Origin of the sequence: Aquimarina agarivorans (assembly GCF_000218485.1) — a bacterium.
Taxonomy (GTDB): Bacteria; Bacteroidota; Bacteroidia; order Flavobacteriales; family Flavobacteriaceae; genus Aquimarina; species Aquimarina agarivorans.
In genome coordinates this window covers 24,977-44,705 of sequence record NZ_AFPB01000015.1, presented here as the reverse complement: position 1 = coordinate 44,705, position 19,729 = coordinate 24,977, and the positions used below count along the sequence as shown (strand labels likewise).

Below are 19,729 nucleotides of genomic sequence, written 5' to 3'. Positions count from 1 at the left end.
CATATTTATCTTGTTGAATTATAAATCCTAGTAGCAATCCTTTCCCCTAGTTGACTTCCAAAATATCCTCCAGTTACACTTCCAATAATACCAACTGGAATAGCTCCGTATACTCCTGCTGCTGCTCCAGCATAAGTCCCAGCTACAGAACCTAAATACCCTACAACTATACCTCCAAAAAATCTACCTGCCGCTTGATAAGTTGGCAATGAACCTAATCCACTTCTATTCACATTTAGTCCAAAATCAGCATATATTCAGCTCTACGAAGTTTGCAACTTTGTAGCCACACTACTATAATGCCTAAACATAAACATACCGTAAATGCAAAAGCTACTCTTATTATAGAATAGCTTTTGTTTGATTCAATTTATATTACTCTCATTATCTGACTTACTTTGTAGCTTCGAAGTTACAAACTTCGAAGAGCGGGAATCATCGGTATTTATAAAAAAATAGTATTATTAGAAGTGCCATAAATATTGAAGATCTTTTTATTATTGATTTATAATACTCTTTTTTCTCTCCTTCATTTTTATAATAAAAAATAATTAGCATTAATAATAAAATCAAGTTTAAAAAACTTCCTGTTTTTGTATAGATAGAAAAATTATCCCAATTCATTAATTTAAAGATGGTTCCAATTAATACAATAGAATAAATCATTCCTGCTAAAGTTGAAAAAAAAATATTATTATACTTTTTTACTCTCAATATAAAATTTGAACCAAAAAGATATATTAAACTTAAAATAGAAAAATAAATAACGAATAAATTATTTATGATCTTACCTGTAAAATTTAGTTTTATTAAAAATAAAACTATTGAAACTATAAATATTATTCTTTCAACTTTCATGTATTATAAATAAATATTCCTAAAATAAAAATTACTAATAAGCTTAATATGACATTCCATCGCGAATCTTCTTTTAACAATTTGTAAAAAGATTTATTTTTTGTAAAGATCCAACGTACTAGAGCACCTGGGACTTCAAATAATGCTTCATAAATTGCACCTGTAATGAGCTCAATCATATTATATCTTATCTATTAGGTAATCTATCAACTCCTTCTTTAAATTCCTTTTTTAATTTTGATTTTATAAAAAAGTTAAAAATTTTATTCCTCACAATATTTAAACCTGGCGAAGGAACGACTGTAATTACATCGCTTGTAATTTCTTTTCCTTCCGCAAAAGATGGCGTACCTATACCAGATGTAAATAAAGATTTTGAAATTGTCCATTCATAGCTTTCATTTAAAGTATAAATATTCTTATAGACAAAATTCTCTGAAGGATTATAAGCTTTGCCCTCATGTATTCCTTCATTCCATATTACACTAGCTTGATTCACTATAGGTTTATAAATATTTTGAGTAACTCTAAAAACAGAATTTAAAGTCGGTCTAACAAATTCTTTTACTTTCGCAATGACGTCATCAGCTTCAACCTGTGTGGAATCAGTATTTTCATTATCAGGTGGTCCTTCATTGCCATTACCTCTACCACCAATAGACCCCTGCCCAGGTATCGTACCAATATTCTGATTATAAGTCTCACCTTGTGGATTAGTATATTCTGTAGACAATTCATTTCCTATCTTTGTAAGCCCTAAAGTTCCTATTCCTGGTACTGCTAAACCAACACCTAATTTGACACTAAAAATACCAAAGGCTTTTACTCCTAAAAGTCCTGCTCCAACAACCTCTCCTCCAATAGCACCCACAACAGCTCCAATACCTATACCTGCCCATGTAGCACCACTTGACCAATCCCATTTGAGTGGATTCCAATTTCCATTTGCTTGTGCACCTCCAATATAAGCACCAACTACAGCACCAATAATAATAGCCGTAATTAAAAACTCCCCACTCGGATCATTAAATTTAAGTGGATTGTTCCATACATAGCCATACCTGTTAAAACTTTGGGTATTAAACGGATCTTGTATAAAATTATCTGGACTAAGGAAACGTCCTAGCTTGGCATCATACATACGACCATTCATATGTATAAGCCCTATACTAGCAAAATGCTCATGCCCCGTGTAACCACGTCCTAATATACTACTTTCATCTAATGTAGTGGCATCATTCGCTCCTTTAAATTGTTTAATAGTTCCCCAAGCCCCATAATGGGTTTCTTCTTTTACATTGGCAGCACTATCCGTTATCGCCATAATACTCCCCAAATGATCCCGATGTAGGTACATATACTCATTGGATACCTCTGGGCTTGGTGCAAACACCGATTCCTTTACACTTACATGGGCTATTGGAGCGGTATACGCATCTCCTAACACATAACTAATGTACTTTGTGGTGCTATTAGTTGCTGTTTCAAAACCCGTACTCTTTTATATTTGGACACCCTAAAAACAAAAAAGCCACACCAATTAAGGCATAGCTTTCATAATTACAATTCAGTGTTAAGTAATCACTACAATTTAGATACCGAAAAACCACGATCGCGCATTAAAGCATCAATTTCAGCATCGCGCCCACGGAATTTTTTAAAGGCTTCGGCGGGATCCATAGCATTGCGGAGTGCAAAAAGGTATTTTACTAATTTTTTAGCGACTTCTTTATCATAAAAACCACCTGGAGCTTCGGCAAAAGCTTCCGCAGCATCAGCCGTTAATACATCGGCCCACATGTAGCCATAATAAGCTGTGGCATAACCTTCGCCAGAAAATACATGTCCAAAATGTGGCGTACGGTGACGCATTACTAGTTCTTTTGGCATTTTTAATTCGGCAAGGGTAGCTTTTTCAAAGGCATCCACATCAATAGTTGATGGATCTGCTAAATGTAATTTCATATCCATGAGTGCCGATGCCAAATATTCTGTAGTAGCAAAACCTTGGTTAAAGGTGCTCGCTTTTTTAATTTTTTCGACTAAACTTGACGGCATGGGCTTTCCTGTTTTATAATGTACTAGATAGGTATTGATTACTTTATCGGTAGACACCCAACGCTCCAACAATTGCGATTGAAATTCGGTATAATCACGTACGCCCCCATTTAGCGTAGGGTAACGTACTTCCGAAGATAAAAAGTGTAACGCATGCCCAAATTCGTGAAAAAATGTAGTGGCATCGTCCCATGATACTAATACAGCCTCACCTTCAGCAGGTTTTACAAAATTGGAATTATTGGAACACAACACAGTTTTTTTACCATTGTAAGTAGTATGATCTCGGTATGTTGTAGCCCATGCTCCTGAGCGTTTCCCTTTACGCGCAAAAGGATCTAAGTACCACAAACCAATATGCTTACCTGAGGTAGCATCGGTTACTTCCCAAACCTTAACATCTTCATGAAATACGGGTACTTTTCCTTCTTCTACAGCAGTGAACTTAAAATTAAATAGCTCGCCTGCTACAAAAAACATACCTTCTCTTAACTTATCTAATTGCAAGTATTGCTTTACCTCATCGGAGTCCAAATCATACTTTTTCTTTCGCACTTTTTCGGCATAAAACCTATAATCCCAAGGCTCAATAGTCACACCATCTGCTGTGGCAATAGCTTGCATATCGGCAACTTCCTCCGCCACTCTACCGATAGCCGCTGGCCATACTGCCTCCATCAATTTCAACGCATTTTCAGGTGTTTTTGCCATTCGATCCTGCAAACGCCACTCCGCATAATTGGCATACCCTAGTAATTGCACGCGCTCCCTACGCAGTTTTAAAATTTCAGCTATAATGGCATTATTATCTTTATCATCACCATTATCCCCACGAGAGTAATATTTTGTCCACACTTCTTTTCGAAGTTCCCTTTCGGTGGCATACGTTAAAAATGGATCCATGGAGGAGCGCTTGTTAGTAATGGCATACTTCCCTTCCTGACCGCGATCTTTTGCTGCTTTAGCGTAGGCTTTTACTAGGGGTTCTGAAAGTCCGCCTAACTGCTCTTTGGTAATGTAAGTAACGTACCCTTCTTCATCCGCCAAAACGTTGTTTGAAAACTGCGTGTAAAGTGCCGATAATTCTTTATTAATTGCTGCATATCGCTTCTTCTTTTCTGCGCTAAGCTCAGCTCCTTGCATTTCAAAACCTTTGTATATTAAATTTACAACGCGTTGCTGGTCTGCTTCTAATGGTTTTTTTTGCGAATTTTGGTAAACGGTTTTAATACGCTCAAACAATTTTTTGTTCTGCGAAATTTTTGATTGGTACTCCGACAAGCTTGGTGCAAGTTCTTTTTGAATGGCTCTAAATTCTTGCGACGACATGTTTGCACTCAAAATCCTGTAATAAGTAAAAGCCCTTTTTAAAACCGAACCTGATTTTTCATAGGTAACAATAGTATTTTCAAATGTTGGCGCCTTTTTAGATTGTGCAATGGCATCAATTTCAGCAAGACTTAATACCATCCCCTTTTTAATAGCTGGTTTTACATCTGCCAGTTTCATTTTATTAAATTGAGGCACTCCATTATATGGTCCCGTCCACTCTTTTAACAACGGATTTGTAAAAGTTGTATTTACCATTTTAGTTGACCCAGTCGTTGTTTGCGCTGTTATAGCCATGGGACGATACATACTAATTGAAAGGAGCGCTAACAGTACCGTTCCTTTAAAGTAATTTTGCTTTTTCATTGGTAATAATATTAGTAAGTAAATTGCTTATAACAATGAATCCCTAAGTTGGAAAACCAGTTCCTTACAAGCATGTTTTGACTAAAATTAAAGAAAAAATAAGCGCCCTAATAGCACCTTATTATATTATCACAAATTTTTAACAAAACTTAAAAATGAACATATCCTATTAGCAGATCTCTATTTTTAGATGTTATTATTATTAAAATTGAAACTTGATTTTTGATGATTTTCAGAAGCTAACCACTACTTACAACCCTTTGCAGTCTTGAATTATTTATTTAAAATGATTCTTATCCCTTGATATTACCTCCCATAATTAAGACTTATACTTTCTAACAAAAAAATCCAACTTTTAACGAGGTAATTTAAAACCAGAAATCAGTAGCATAAAAAGGAGTTTTCAAATAATTGAACAAAATATAGTAGAAATACAAATCGCTATCCTGATAAACTCAGTTTGCAAAATTAAATTATTTGAATTTGCGTTCCTCCTCTTTTATAGGCAAGTCGTTAATGCTTGCATAACGTTTTTTCATCAAGCCATTTTCGTCAAATTCCCAATTTTCATTTCCGTAGGCTCGAAACCATTGATTCTCTTTGTTTCGATATTCGTATTCAAAACGCACGGCAATACGATTATCACTATGCACCCAAAGTTCCTTTTTTAATTTATAGTCCAACTCATTTTCCCATTTATCTTTAAGAAAAGCTTGTACTTCATCCCTTCCATTTATGAATTGATTTCTGTTACGCCACTCCGTATCTTTGGTGTATGCCATAGAAACTTTTACAGGGTCTTTGGAATTCCAACCATCTTCGGCCATTTGAATTTTCTTTTTGGCATCTTCCAAACTAAAAGGCGGTATTGGAAACTTTTGTTCGCTCATTTTTTTCTTTTAAAAATACCAATTAAAACCAAAATACCACTCTATATAGATTTGTATTGCTTATTTATTGCTCAATTTTACAAATGTGCTATCTATAATAGGTTTTATTTACAAAATCCATAAAATAAAATTATAAAATACATTCCTTTTGTTCATTTTCATTGCATAAAAAAGCCACTCCAATTAAAGAGTGGCTTTTTTTAAAAGAATATTACATCAAAAGTGTCATTACACTACAAATAGAAACGCATCCCTGCACTTAAGTTTATTCTTGATAGGTTTTCACGATTTTCATCTTCAAATTCTATTTCTTGAGTTTGTCCATTTGCAGTGAAATCAACTTTTCTTAGAGAACCCCCTAAGAAATTTAGATTTGCTCCAATGGCAATTGACGGTGTGATATGGTAGTCATACATAAAACCTAAACCAAATCCTACATTACCTCCTTTTATTTCTAAAGGAACTCTATTGATCGTGCTTTCATCCAAATAGCTTAAATAACCCACACTAATACTTGTTATAAAACTATGTTTTCCATTTGCGCTAATTGAGCGGTATAAAAATTCAGGAGCTATGAAAGAAATATTTATATCATCGCTAGTTTCGTTTGCTATAGTACCGTTAAGGTTTACACCATTTCTAAACTGGACAGTATTTTCAGTAGAAAAATTACTGAAATGAATACCTAATCCATAGTTTGAGCTCAAAAAATAACTTGCGTGAGCTTCAATATTTAAACCTGTTCGTAAATCTTTTATATGATCTTCAAGTTCTGGGAGTATATTATCTGGTATTTCCGCTATACGATAACCAAGACCAGCCTCAATACTAATTCTAAACCTTCCTTTTTGTTGTGCAAAAATGGTAACGCTTGAACATAAAACAATTGTTATTAGTAATAGTTTTTTCATAATTCTGTTTTTGTATTTAAATTTAATAAATGATAAGAGCTTTTATTTTTGAGTTGCTAATATACTTAAGTCATACATATCACCTATTTAAGCCAACAGAAATGAATATTTTAACCGAAAAATCACAAAAAACCATTGTAAAATTATTACAAATAACATTTTAACAAAAGTTACTCAATTAATTACTCTTATTGATATCAATTCATCATAAACCATTTTCTGTTAAAATTAAAAAAACGGCGCGTACTGAGCTACTCTAAAATCAAATGTTGTATAAGCTGGATTTTTTTGTTTCATCATTTTGTAATACGGCAAACTTCCTATACTTCGGTTGGCAGCGCCCGATGGAGCGGTTAATGAAACTGTAGTAATGATTCTGTTAGCAACCTCAACCTGATGTATTCTTGGGATTTCATTAGATACTATTCTTAAAGACATTCCTCTTTCTTTTAGCAATTTTCTAAAAAAATATTCTGGCCCATTTTTACTATTCCCTCCTGTAAATAACAAGGTGTCGATTTTTGTATACTTTGTCAAAATACCGATCAAATTCCTTAATTGTACTTGCTGCATGCCCAAATCGGATGCATCAATTTTATCTCTTTGGCAGGAAGCCACAATATCGCACACTCCTATATTACGTTGTATTAAAAAATTACGACGTTGTTCAATGGCTTTTTCTGAATTTTCATACACCAACCCTAAATTAAAAATTTGATCCAATATAGGCCAAAGCTTTCCATTACTACTCCCGTAACAAAAATCGACATCACGCTCGTTCAATTCACCTGTTGTAAATTTGGGTGGAGGCAATGTACCTACTATTAATTTTGTAGTGCCTTCTGCTATAAATGGAGGATATGGATGCGTGTGTTTGAACATGAATACAATTTACATAAAAGAACATCTTCACAAAAAAGACCGATCACATTCCTGTTAATCGGTCTTTCATTTTTTTGAAAAAAATTGGTGCTACTTATTTCTTAAAAACTACTAATTTTTTAAATCGTGAAATACTACCCGCTTCTAACTTTAACATATACACTCCCAATGGAATTTGATCAATCAAAACAGTTTCAACAGCTCCATGATTTTCATCAATTTTAGCTTCAATTAATGTTTTCCCTGTAAGTGATATGATGCCATAATTCACCGCCTGACCTTCATAATTTGACAAATCAAGATCAATTACTTGATCAGCAGGATTAGGATAAAAAGTAATTTCACTGCTATTTGCATCTAAATCAGCTAAAATTTTACTCCCATTTACGGCTATTAGTTCAAACTTTTGATTTGAATTGGTCTTGCTCTTTTTCCAAAGCACTACTCTTTTATTATCTCCATTAGATTTATCAAGCGCCAAAGCCTCACAATGTGCCGGAATTAAATAATACGTATTATTTTCTTTCTCAATTTTCCATTTTTTATGAGTTCCATTAGCATTAGTCCAAGTACTTACCAAAGCTCCATTAGTACACTTCGCATTAGAAACTTCTAAATACCTATTTGATCTTACGCTTTTTAACGTATGTAAGCCGTTGCCCACATGCTTTATAATCCACATATGATCATTAAATACTTTTTCTGAAGCATACATACGCACTTTATGATCATCCCAATCAGGAGCAATCACATTTTGTTTACTCAAAGTATTTTGAATAATATAGGTTCCATTTATTTGAACTTCTCCTGATGCTTCTGCCTTAGTTTTTACTTTATTTAAATTAAACTTTTGGTTGACATTAGCAGTATTGTATTGCCATATTTTAACATTACCATTATTCCCTGAACTTTTATCTAAAGCAAATTTTGAACAGTGTACTGGTCGTAAAAAATAGTCGTTCTCATTTTTGGTCACGTACCATTTTTGATGCTTTGCACCACCTGAAGTCCAAGTGTTCACATTGGCATTCTCGCCACATTTCCCTGCACTAACTTCTAAATAGCGTTTTGTTCCTACATTCACAATATGGTGCTCTCGCTTCCCTAAAGGTATAAACTCCCATTGTTGATCCTTAGCTCCCAATACCCTATACATGCGTGCATTATGCTTGTCCCAGGTAGGTGCTATAATATTTTGTTTACTGGTTACATTTTGAATGGTAAATACACCCTCAACAGTCACATTATTTGGCTTTTGTCCTGCTGGAGATGGAGAAGGCTGAGGCGTTGGCTTACCAGCAATAGGTTTCTCTGCTGGTGGGGTAACTGGTGCTGGTTTTGTTGAAATTCCACCAAGTCCTGGAACACTTGACATTTGAAAACCTGTTCCTGGAGATCCTAAAAGTACCATTGGCTTTTTAGATCGATCAATAGTTACAGACATGGCAAATGGGTAAGCCATTCCTTTATTCTGTTTTTTCCAAGTTTTACCGCCATCATTAGAAAAAAGTACCCCATTAGAATTCTTTTTATAGCCCCCTGAATGCACTGCACTAGAAGATGTCGCATATATAATTTTAGAATTTTGAGATGCTATTCCTACCTTTCTCATGTAATCATCAGTAAGTAACTTTGTCCAAGTATCTCCTCTGTTGGTACTCTTATACAGTCCTTTTTTATTTCCTTTTGCTGTTACATACAGCCAATTTTTATTATTAGGATCCGTTTTTATATCGTAAATCCCTGTGTAAGGATTAAATTCCCAAAAATCAACACCAGATTTACCTTTCATTTCTTTATGGCTAACGTCCTTCCATGACTTTCCTGCATCGGTTGAACGTTTTAAACCAGCTTCTCCTCCTGCATAAACGATGTTTCCATTAAACTCATCTACAGCAGTAAATCTACATCCTTTACAATCATATACTTTTGACCAATTTTGTCCATCATTAGTACTTTTATACACATCACCCTGAGCAGTCACATAAAGCGTTCTATTATTTTTAGGACTCTTGCGATCTAAAGAAAGACCCGAAATTTTAGTTTTTGGCAATCCTTTGGATTCTTTCCAACTATCTTTATGTCCTTTGTTGGTACTTTTCAATACAAAAGTTGGTGTTTCCGACTTTTGTCCACTCGTTAATACTGTCCATACCACATTTCTACGTTCTGGATCCGAAACTACTGAAAAGCAATTCCCTCCTTTTCCACCTTTCCATCCATACTTTCCATTGTTCCCACTTTCCCAGGTTTTTCCTCGGTCTAAACTTCTCCAAAAACCAATATCATACCAAGCAGTATACATTGTGTTTCGGTCAACTTCGCTAATATCAGCATCAACCATATTCACATTATCAAAACCAGTACTCTGCCATTTTCCTTTTGAAATTTGGTTGGCATGCATTACTTTAAAGTTTTTCCCTCCATCTTTTGATCCGGTTACCCATTGTGAATTTACCCAGTAAAAATTATTTGCATTAGACAAATCATCTCCAATCGTTCTAGCTAAACCATCTGCTGTTGTTGAATAAGTACCTTGAATTTCTCCATGAAAAGTAGGTTCCCATTTTGCAACTTGACTTACTTTTTTAAATGTTTTCCCTCCGTTTTCCGAAACATAAGTTCCCGATCTGTCATTCCACTCTGCAAGTATTCTAGAAACAATTAATGTTATTTTAGCGCTATTCTTTGGATTTACAAAAACCTGTCCTACCTGATCTTGCAATTTTTTCCAGCTTTTACCACCATCAGTACTTTTAAATAACCTTCCTTCCTGATTATCAAACCAAAAACGATTATCACAATTGGCTGCCGCTGTAGTTATGTACAATGTATTTGGATTATTGGGATCAATAGCCACATCAACAACTTCAGGATGCCCTTCAAATTTAGTATTCTTAGTTAAATTAGTCCAAGTTACCCCTCCGTTGGTACTTTTATACAAATCAGCAATAGCACAAGCAGGCCTTCCTTTTCCTGTTAATAAATATACTTCGTTTGCATTTTTAGGATTTGCAACAATTTTAATAATTCTTGTTTCGGGCAAATTTGTACTTACTTTTTTCCAAGTATCACCATTGTTTGTTGTTTTTAATACTTGAGCAACTTTAGAATTCCAATTTCCTTTATGAAAGGAAGCATAGCCAATATTAGGTTTGTTTGTTCCAAATTCGATATCGCTAACGTAACCTTTTTCTGTAACTACTTTTTTCCAAGAATCTCCTCCATCGGCAGTTTTATACATTCCACCCGTTCCTAAAAACATGATATTCCCGTTGGTTCTATGAAATCCCATTCCGCCAACATGAGTATCTTCAAATCCCTTACTCGCACCTATAACATCCCAGGATTTTCCTCCATTTTTACTTCTGTAAGCGCCACTTAAGTCACTCCCAGCAAGTACGATTCCGCTTTTACTGGCTCCAACACAACCGAACCAGCCTCCACCTCCGGGGTTGGTACGCTTCCAATTATGATTTTGTCCAATTATTGTATTTACAGAAATAAAACTTGTAAAAAATAGTACTATCAACACTAACCTTGATGTTAACACCCTTCTTCCATAAGTAGTTTTTTGTTGCTTTTTTGTTGTTTTGTGGTCTGCATAAAATAACGCATCCTTTTTTTGTGAGTAGTTTTCCATTGAGCATTGATTTTCAAATGATTTATACCTGCAAATAACGTAGTAAATGCAGGTTTTTTTATCTTTAAGCATGTAAGAAAATTTGCGACTTCACCTTCTGATTTTCTATCAAAAGATGACTTATTTAGGTGAGAGGCATAAACTCAATTTGTGATTCAAAAAAAATTAAGTACTTCATCATTTTGGCAAAAAAAAGTGACCTAAATCAGCAACAAAAAAAAGGTTCAACCAAACAATTCTTACTTAAAAAACTATTCAACCAAAGTGCTCGCTATACGAAAGGTATTGGCATGAGCCTCAATAATGGTTTTTATATCTGGCGAATATCCACCCCCCATGGAGCACATTACAGGTGCTTTTTTTGTGTTAAAAAATTCCAAAACAAAACGATCTCGCTCCTTACAACCTTGTAATGTGCAAGATAATTTTCCTAATTTGTCCGTAACTAAAATGTCCACACCACATAAATAGAACACAAAGTTAGGCTGTACTTTGGCATATAGTTCAGGCAATTTTTCTTTAAGAAGCTTTAAATACGTATCATCATTCGTTCCATTTGGTAATGCCATATCCAAATCAGAAGTTTCTTTACGAAACGGATAATTTTTTTCTCCATGCATGGAGAAGGTAAATACGTTAGCCTGATTTTGAAAAATCTCAGCTGTACCATTTCCCTGGTGGACATCCAAATCCACAATAAGTATCTTTTTTGCCAATTGATAATGCAACAAATAAGCTGCGGCAACTGCCTGATCATTAAGCAAACAAAACGCTTCGCCTCTATTTGAAAATGCATGATGTGTACCCCCAGCAATATTCATAGCAATACCATGTTGCAATGCAAACTTTGCGGCATCAATAGTGCCTTGCGTAATGACAAATTCACGTTCCACCAAAGCTGCTGAAAGCGGAAAACCAATGGCTCTAGCTTCAGTTTTAGGTAAATTTAAATCGGTTAAATTTTGTATATATTCCTTAGTATGGACACGGAGTAAATCGGTTTTACTGACCACACCTGGTTCAAAAAAGTTTTCTTTAGTACATGTCCCTTCATGCAAAAGTTGCTTTGGAAGCAAATCATACTTTTCCATAGGAAAACGATGTCCTTTTTTTAAAGGATGCTCATAACACGAATGGAACGCAATTTTTAACACCTACTTGTAAGATTAATTAAAAGATTTAAAAACAGGGCGAAAATTTTTTAGGCACTATTGATTTTGAACTCATTCAACAGCTTATTTTTTAGCTCCGTCAATCAATTGCTGATTCATTTTAGCAATACGTTCTCGTTGTTTGTAATTTAAACCTTGTCGGTAATGCACATCGGGTGCATGGTAAATTCCAGTTTTTTTCATTATAGGGTCGTCAATTTCCTGACTTAAATCACAATCAAACCGCGTTAGTATAGCGTGTACTTTGTCTGGACCATTTATATAATTAAAATGCGATATCCCCCATGAAATTCCTTTTCCATCCTTAGTATCCGTAAAAGCATCGGGTATAAAAGGCCCTGCTGCTACTGGCATTAAACCTACAATGGACTTGATGTGGAAATTTACACCATCTTCGGCATATTGCACTGTATAATGTTCATTTCCATCCTTAATCACTAAAGCTGCTATTCCAGTTTTATAAGGAAATAAAGTGGTTTCATGCCCTCCGGCAATTACTGGATTTAGCGGATGCTTAGTAAATGGCCCTAAAGGATCATCTGCCGTAGCAAGCCCTTGCATACGAATCAAATTGGGATCGCCATCAAAATCCGACTTATAATACAAATATATTTTACCTTTATATACCAATGGGTAAGGGTCGTGAATTGAATACTGATCCCATGCGCCTTTTTCTCCATTAGGTATAACCAATTTATGCGTTGCCGTCCAAGGTCCATCTGGTGAATCTGCATAGGAAACCGTCACTGGACAATCGTCCCCGCGTTTGCCACTGGTTTCCATAAATCCTTGATAGTACAAATAAAATTTCCCTTTCCATTTTAAAATATCTGTTGTGCTGACTGATCGCCAACCCACATTTGGTTTTGCCGGTCTTTTTATCGCTACACCTTCTTCTTTCCAGGTAAAACCATCAGTACTGGTAGCATACCAAATATCTGCTAAATCCCAGTCAGCTGAAGGAATCACATCAGTACTCCTAGCCGCTCCCCTTGGTGGAGTTGGTGTATGGCGTTTGGTGTACCATACATAATACTTCCCATTTTCAAAAATTACTTTTGATGGGTCCCGGCGCGTAATTGTACCATCGCCATTATTATTATCAAAGCCTTTTAATTCAGTGTATTTAAACCGTGTAAAAAAATCATTATGTTCCGGCCTTGGAGCTCCATACATGTCATAATTACGCTCCATGGATGCACTTAAAGGTCTGTTCGGCTTTTCTTTAGGCAATATAAACGGAAAAGACGTTGTTGTCCCTTTTACTTCCTGAGCATAAATTTTATACTGGAAACAGCACAAAAACAAAAGACTATAAATACTCCAAGTGTTCAAAAACTTCATATAACTATTTTTATTTCTATCAATTAAATCTTATTTGCTAGGCTTTAAAAGGACTCATTTTAAACAAAGCATCCTCTACTGTTTTAATTTCTTCAAAAGTAAGCAACAATCGCAATCCGTTTCGGGTTTGCTTTTCCTTCATTTTCACTTCCGATGGATTTTGCTGCACAAATTGAAGTACCTTATTAAAGGTAGTACTTTGATAAAAATCAGACTGCTGATCACTAATAAAATATCCAATTAATTTATTTTGCTTCAGTACTATTTTTTCCAGTCCAATGCTAGTAGCAATCCATTTTAAACGTACACTATTTAATAAATCTTCCGCTTGCGCAGGAAGTGCTCCAAATCGATCCACTAAATCCTTCTCAAAAGCGACTAATTCTGCTTCCGTTTTTAGTTTATTCAACTCCGTATATAAATTTAAACGTTCCGAAATACTATTCACATAATCATCGGGAAACAACAATGAAAAATCCGTGTCAATCTGCGTGTCTTTCAAAAACACTTTTTCTTTCTGCTCGTCTTTATAAAGTTCTTTGAACTCATTTTCTTTAAGCTCCTCTATAGCTTCGTTTAATATTTTTTGATAGGTATCAAAACCAATTTCATTAATAAATCCACTTTGTTCACCCCCTAATAAATCCCCTGCGCCTCTAATTTCTAGATCCTTCATGGCAATTTGAATTCCACTACCTAATTCCGAAAATTGTACTAAAGCCGTAATACGCTTTCGGGCATCTTCGGTCATGGCACTATAAGGTGGTGTTATAAAATAACAGAAGGCCTTTTTATTACTACGCCCTACTCGCCCACGCATTTGATGCAGGTCCGAAATTCCAAAATTATTCGCATTATTGATAAAAATGGTATTGGCATTGGACACATCCAAACCACTTTCAATAATTGTGGTTGATACCAGCACATCAAAAGCGCCATCCATAAAATCCAGCATTAATTTTTCTAACTGCTTCCCTTCCATTTGTCCATGACCTACGGCCACTTTGGCATCAGGCACTAATCGCTGAATCATCCCCGCAACTTCTTTTATATTTTGAACCCGGTTATGAATAAAAAACACTTGACCTCCCCGTTGAATTTCATAAGACACCGCATCGCGAATGGTTTCTTCGTTAAAACGAATTACTTCCGTTTCAATAGGATATCGGTTTGGTGGTGGCGTAGCTATTGTAGATAAATCTCGTGCAGCCATTAAACTAAATTGCAGTGTCCTTGGTATTGGCGTTGCCGTTAATGTTAACGTATCCACATTTGCTTTTATGGTTTTTAGCTTATCTTTTACTGCTACTCCAAACTTTTGTTCTTCATCAATAATCAGTAGCCCTAAATCTTTAAATTTTACATTTTTACTGGCTAATTGATGCGTGCCAATAATAATATCCACATGTCCTTTGGCTAACTTTTCTAAAGTTTCTTTTTTCTGCTTTGCTGTTCTAAAACGGTTCAAATAATCAACCGTCACCGGAAAATCCTTTAGTCGTTCTGTAAAGGTTTTAAAATGCTGAAATGCCAATACCGTGGTAGGCACCAAAATAGCCACCTGCTTTCCATTATCAACCGCTTTAAAAGCCGCCCTAACCGCCACTTCGGTTTTACCAAAACCAACATCTCCACATACCAGACGGTCCATCGGCTGCTCGCCCTCCATATCCGCTTTTACAGCTGCTGTAGCGGTACTTTGATCAGGTGTATCTTCGTATAAAAACGACGCTTCTAATTCGTGCTGTAAATAACTATCTGGCGCATATTGAAAGCCTTTTTGAAGCCTTCGCTTAGCATATAACTGAATTAAATTATAAGCAATATGCTTTACACGTGCCTTAGTTTTATTTTTTAGGGTTTTCCAAGCTTTTGAACCTAGCTTATGTACCACAGGCACTTTACCATCCTTGCCATTAAATTTGGAAATTTTATGCAGGGCATGAATACTTAAATACAAAATATCGCGCTCCCCGTATATCAATTTAATCGCCTCTTGCTTTCGGCCATCTACATCAATTTTCTGAAGCCCTGCAAATTTCCCTATCCCATGATCAATATGAGTGACATAATCGCCAATTTCTAAACTGGTCAATTCCTTTATAGTAATAGCTTGCTTTTTGGCAAAGCCATTTTTAAGATTAAATTTATGGTATCGTTCAAAAATTTGATGATCGGTATAACAAACTAACTTTGTGGTTTCATCCACAAATCCTTGATACAATGAAAGTACAATGGTTTGGTAATGCACTTGCTGCTCCATATCTTCAAAAATATCATGAAAACGTTTGGCTTGTTGCTCACTTACGCAGCATATGATATTAGTATATCCGTTACTATGATTTTTATTTAAATTTTCAATAAGCAATTCGAATTGTTTATTGAATGAAGGCTGAGGCTTTGTTTTAAAATCAACAACGGCTACCTCTTTGGAATTAATTTTAGAAAATACTCCCCCCAATTGCACATGCTGGAACGCAAAAAGTTGATCTTTGATCAATTGCCCATTACAAAACAATTCTTCGGGGGTACCTCGTTTTATTTCGCTATCTAACTTATCAAAAGCTGTTTTTGCTTTCGCGAAAAGCGCATCAATACGATCATAAAACAGCTCTAAATTTTGAGTAAAAATCACGCTTTCGCGAGAAATGGATTCAAAAAAATGGCACGCGATTTTCAACCTGAGTTTTATGCTCAATATTGGGAATAATGGTAATTTTATTCACCTTGTTTGTAGAAAGCTGCGAAGCCACATCAAATGTTCGGATACTATCCACCTCATCGCCAAAAAACTCTACCCGAAAAGGTTCATCATGACTAAATGAAAATACATCTACAATACCACCACGGACTGAAAACTCCCCTGGTTCAGTAACAAAATCCACTCGGTGGAACTGGTATTCAAACAGTACTTCGTTAATAAAATCAATACTCAGTTGATCCCCGTTTTTTATTTTAAGTGTATTTTTTTCAATGGCTTTTTTAGTGACTACTTTTTCAAAAAGCGCATCAGGATACGTAACTAGTACTAAAGGGTCTTTTTTGTTATTAATCCTATTGAGTACCTCTGCTCGTTGGAGTACATTGGCATTGTCCACCTCTTCAATTTGATAAGGTCTGCGATAGCTCCCTGGGTAAAACAACAAACTTTGTTTGCCCAATACAGCTTCCAAATCATTTAAATGATATGCTGCCTCCTCCTTGTCATTACAAATAAGTACGTGTGTTTTTGCTTGCTTGTTAAAGCTTTCTACCATTAAAAATGATAAATAAGAGCCAACAATACCTTTAGCATGAACATTTTTTGAAGCTGCCAAAGCAGCATGCATTTTATCTTGAAGCGAAGATTGCTTAAGAACGGTAGCAATACTTGAATAATCCAATGTGTATTTTTCAACAAATATACAGATTCATATATTTTATACCTCTTTTGATTACCATACAATTGTTAAATCCACTTTAATGAAAAAAAAGAATCTTTTATTAACGCAAAAAAACACTTAGCTTTAAAAAATAGTCGATTCTATTTAAATTCTAATGCTAAATAATCACTAAAAATAAATTGTTACTTTACTAAAAGTACCATAGTTTCGGTTATGACTAAAAGTCATTACTTTTTAAACATCCGTTTTTTACAATTAGCTATTAGCCATCGGCTATTAGCAGTATTTTAAAGCCAACAGCTAATTACTAATTACCAATAGCTCTTGTAAAGTTTTAGAAGCCAGAAGCGAAATGCATTAAAAATGCATAGTTTTAATTAAACCTGAGACCAATAAATTGTTACTTTACTAAAAGTATATAAATATTTAAACTTACACTGCAAAAATGACGTATGAATAATCAGCTATTTCTTAAATTAATTTCTGCACAAGAAACCATTGAGGTGCGTCAGCCAGTTCTAAGAGTTGGCAGACCTGTTAAAGATTGTATTTTTGAAGGTGATACTGCCAATTCTACTTTGCATATAGGTGCTTTTTATGACAACACATTAGTTGGCGTGGTTACTTACATGCATAATCCCAATTCTATATTTAAAGGTAATAAACAGTATCAATTAAGGGGCATGGCAGTTTTAGCTCATTTTCAAAAAAAGGGTATTGGAAAATTACTTATCGAAAAAGGAGAACACTTATTAAAACAGAAAAAGGCCTCATTAATTTGGTGTAATGCTCGAGTAAATGCAGTCCCTTTTTACGAAAAAAACGGTTATTGTATTAGCGGTAATTTGTTTGACATTCCAACAGTGGGGCCTCATTATATGATGTATAAAAAGTGGTAATTATTTTTTTACTCGATGCTCGTTTTGCTTAACATAGGCATCCCAACCTGAGTAGCTTTTTTGAGTGACTACTCCGGTAGAATTGTAAAAATGACACACCGCAGCTGCCAAACCGTCGGTAGAATCCAGATTTTTAGGCAAGCTTTTTAATTTAAGCATTTGCTGTAACATTTTTGCTACTTGCTCCTTACTGGCATTTCCATTGCCCGTAACCGCCATTTTTATTTTTTTAGGAAGGTATTCTGTTATTGGCACCTCTCTACTCAATCCCGCAGCCATTGCTACACCCTGCGCCCGACCTAGCTTAAGCATAGATTGCACATTTTTTCCGAAAAATGGTGCTTCAATAGCAATTTCATCAGGGTTGTAGGTATCAATTAATTCAACAGTACGCTCAAATATTTTTTTCAATTTTAGGTAATGATCTGAATATTTAGTAAGCTGAAGTTCATTTAATTGAATAAACTCCTATTTTTTTGTTAATTACTTTTATTACGCCAAAGCCCATAATGGTAGTTCCTGGATCAATGCCTAATATAATGCGTTCTGTTTTCAATTAGTATGAATTACTTATTATCAATAATTAATGGCAATTTAAATACCGAAGCCACTGGAAATCCGCGAACAATTGCAGGTTGTATTGGCGAGGCATCCAAAAGTGCTTGTTTTAATTTTTCTTCAATAAAATTGAAATTAGAAAAATCAGTGGCATTTTGTGCTGCCTTTAGCGTTAAATTTCCTTTTTTACTCACATTAATTTGCACCCAAAGTGTATCTTTTAATGTTGGCTGATCCATGATATATGCTTCATCAAAATAGCTATAAATATGAGCAACTATTTGCTGTTCAAAACATTTTTTTGATGCTTTTTGTGATTCATCATCGCACGGATTTAGTAAAGGATAGGTATCTAAAGATCTCGATTTTATTTCATTTAATTGCTGTTTTGCTATTGCATGCCTATCATTTTTTTTAAAATCAAAATACGTACAACTACACAAGCTTGTCAATGTCAGTATGAATATGATTTTTTTTGTAAACATGAATTCGCGATCAGCAATGCAAACTACGGATATTTTTTATTTATGTACAAACCAAGCCCTCCAATTAAATAAATTTCACTAAAAACCAGTATTTTAAAAATTAAATGCGGGTTAAATGAATACATTCCATAACTTTATTTATAAAATAACGATTCACCAAAAATTTATACCGTTGCATCCTAAATTTGAGTCAACCTATTTGATCATTATTTTGGAATGATTTTAGCATTACTAATTACAAAAACAAATTAAATGGATATTTTTTTAATACTTATAGGATTCATTTGCGTAATCGTTGGAATATTTGGTAGTTTTTTACCCGTACTCCCGGGATTGCCAATAAGCTGGATAGGACTACTGCTTATACATTTAACTCACCCTGTACCAGTAGACTATACCTATTTAGGAATTACACTTGCCGTGGCCATTATTGTCCTCATTTTAGATTATTTAATTCCCGCCATTGGTACAAAAAAATTTGGCGGTAGTAAATATGGTGTCATTGGCACCACACTAGGACTGATTGTCGGGTTAATAGCCCCAATTCCTTTAGGCTTCATTATCGGACCTTTTTTAGGCGCGTATATTGGCGAAATGTTATACAAATCAGATTCAAAAGTAGCAACTAAAGCCGCGTTTGGTTCCCTAGTAGGTTTTTTAACCTCATCTTTAATGAAATTTATTGTTAGTATTATTTTTCTTTGGTTATTTGTCGCTAAAGTTTGGGAGTTTAAAGAAATGTTATTTAGCTAAAATTTATCAATCAGTAAAATTGAATATCTGTTTCAATTATTTTATGCCAGTCTTCATAATATTTGGGTTGAAATCTAAACATTACGAAGACCAACTTTTATAACTTAAATTTGATGGAGACCATAGACTAAAACTTTGATGTGCTTCTTTACAAAAGACATTTTAAGTGTTTAACTAATTTTTCACTATTTATTTTTT

The 19,729-nt window shown here is 34.7% G+C and carries 13 protein-coding genes and 2 pseudogenes; 2 read left to right on the top strand and 13 right to left on the bottom strand.

Features of this window, described 5'->3' with window-relative positions:
* Positions 1-5: 5 nt before the first annotated feature.
* From GMC_RS18480 to mfd, 11 genes and pseudogenes are all read right to left on the bottom strand, one after another.
* The gene (locus tag GMC_RS18480; protein ID WP_010520304.1) at positions 6-233 is read right to left on the bottom strand and encodes a hypothetical protein; all 228 of its coding nucleotides are present in this window, start codon (positions 231-233) and stop codon (positions 6-8) included.
* Between the two features lie 202 nt (positions 234-435).
* The gene (locus GMC_RS0100590; protein WP_010520303.1) at positions 436-858 is read right to left on the bottom strand and encodes a hypothetical protein; all 423 of its coding nucleotides are present in this window, start codon (positions 856-858) and stop codon (positions 436-438) included.
* A 187-nt stretch (positions 859-1,045) separates the two neighbouring features.
* The gene (locus tag GMC_RS20365) at positions 1,046-2,305 is read right to left on the bottom strand and encodes an RHS repeat domain-containing protein (RefSeq protein WP_010520301.1); all 1,260 of its coding nucleotides are present in this window, start codon (positions 2,303-2,305) and stop codon (positions 1,046-1,048) included.
* Between the two features lie 137 nt (positions 2,306-2,442).
* Positions 2,443-4,611, bottom strand: coding sequence for a M3 family metallopeptidase (locus tag GMC_RS0100575; RefSeq protein ID WP_010520300.1), 2,169 nt, complete (start codon positions 4,609-4,611; stop codon positions 2,443-2,445).
* Positions 4,612-5,084: 473 nt separating this feature from the next.
* The gene (locus GMC_RS0100570) at positions 5,085-5,501 is read right to left on the bottom strand and encodes a nuclear transport factor 2 family protein (protein ID WP_010520299.1); all 417 of its coding nucleotides are present in this window, start codon (positions 5,499-5,501) and stop codon (positions 5,085-5,087) included.
* A 233-nt stretch (positions 5,502-5,734) separates the two neighbouring features.
* Positions 5,735-6,412 carry a hypothetical protein gene (locus tag GMC_RS0100565; RefSeq protein WP_010520298.1) on the bottom strand — a complete coding sequence of 226 codons (678 nt, stop codon included), beginning with the start codon at positions 6,410-6,412 and terminating at the stop codon, positions 5,735-5,737.
* 228 nt (positions 6,413-6,640) lie between these two features.
* On the bottom strand, positions 6,641-7,294 hold the full coding sequence (locus GMC_RS0100555; RefSeq protein ID WP_010520297.1) for a uracil-DNA glycosylase family protein: 654 nt from the start codon (positions 7,292-7,294) through the stop codon (positions 6,641-6,643).
* Positions 7,295-7,388: 94 nt separating this feature from the next.
* On the bottom strand, positions 7,389-10,937 hold the full coding sequence (locus GMC_RS0100550) for an RICIN domain-containing protein (protein WP_010520296.1): 3,549 nt from the start codon (positions 10,935-10,937) through the stop codon (positions 7,389-7,391).
* A 251-nt stretch (positions 10,938-11,188) separates the two neighbouring features.
* Positions 11,189-12,091, bottom strand: a complete 903-nt coding sequence (locus GMC_RS0100545) for a histone deacetylase family protein (RefSeq protein WP_010520295.1) — start codon at positions 12,089-12,091, stop codon at positions 11,189-11,191.
* An 81-nt stretch (positions 12,092-12,172) separates the two neighbouring features.
* The gene (locus tag GMC_RS0100540; RefSeq protein ID WP_010520294.1) at positions 12,173-13,453 is read right to left on the bottom strand and encodes a glycoside hydrolase family 117 protein; all 1,281 of its coding nucleotides are present in this window, start codon (positions 13,451-13,453) and stop codon (positions 12,173-12,175) included.
* 37 nt (positions 13,454-13,490) lie between these two features.
* A pseudogene (mfd, locus tag GMC_RS18470) lies at positions 13,491-16,782 on the bottom strand (transcription-repair coupling factor).
* A 506-nt stretch (positions 16,783-17,288) separates the two neighbouring features.
* Between mfd and GMC_RS0100530 the strand changes: the two are divergent.
* The gene (locus GMC_RS0100530; RefSeq protein WP_010520293.1) at positions 17,289-17,735 is read left to right on the top strand and encodes a GNAT family N-acetyltransferase; all 447 of its coding nucleotides are present in this window, start codon (positions 17,289-17,291) and stop codon (positions 17,733-17,735) included.
* On the opposite strand, the pseudogene ruvC reads toward GMC_RS0100530, so the two are convergent.
* Positions 17,736-18,291: pseudogene (gene ruvC / locus GMC_RS18465) on the bottom strand (crossover junction endodeoxyribonuclease RuvC). It abuts the gene before it with no gap.
* A gap of 10 nt (positions 18,292-18,301) precedes the next feature.
* Positions 18,302-18,778, bottom strand: coding sequence for a hypothetical protein (locus GMC_RS0100520; RefSeq protein ID WP_040472256.1), 477 nt, complete (start codon positions 18,776-18,778; stop codon positions 18,302-18,304).
* 252 nt (positions 18,779-19,030) lie between these two features.
* On the opposite strand from GMC_RS0100520, the gene GMC_RS0100515 reads away from it, so the two are divergent.
* Positions 19,031-19,531, top strand: a complete 501-nt coding sequence (locus GMC_RS0100515) for a DUF456 domain-containing protein (protein WP_010520291.1) — start codon at positions 19,031-19,033, stop codon at positions 19,529-19,531.
* Positions 19,532-19,729: the final 198 nt, after the last annotated feature.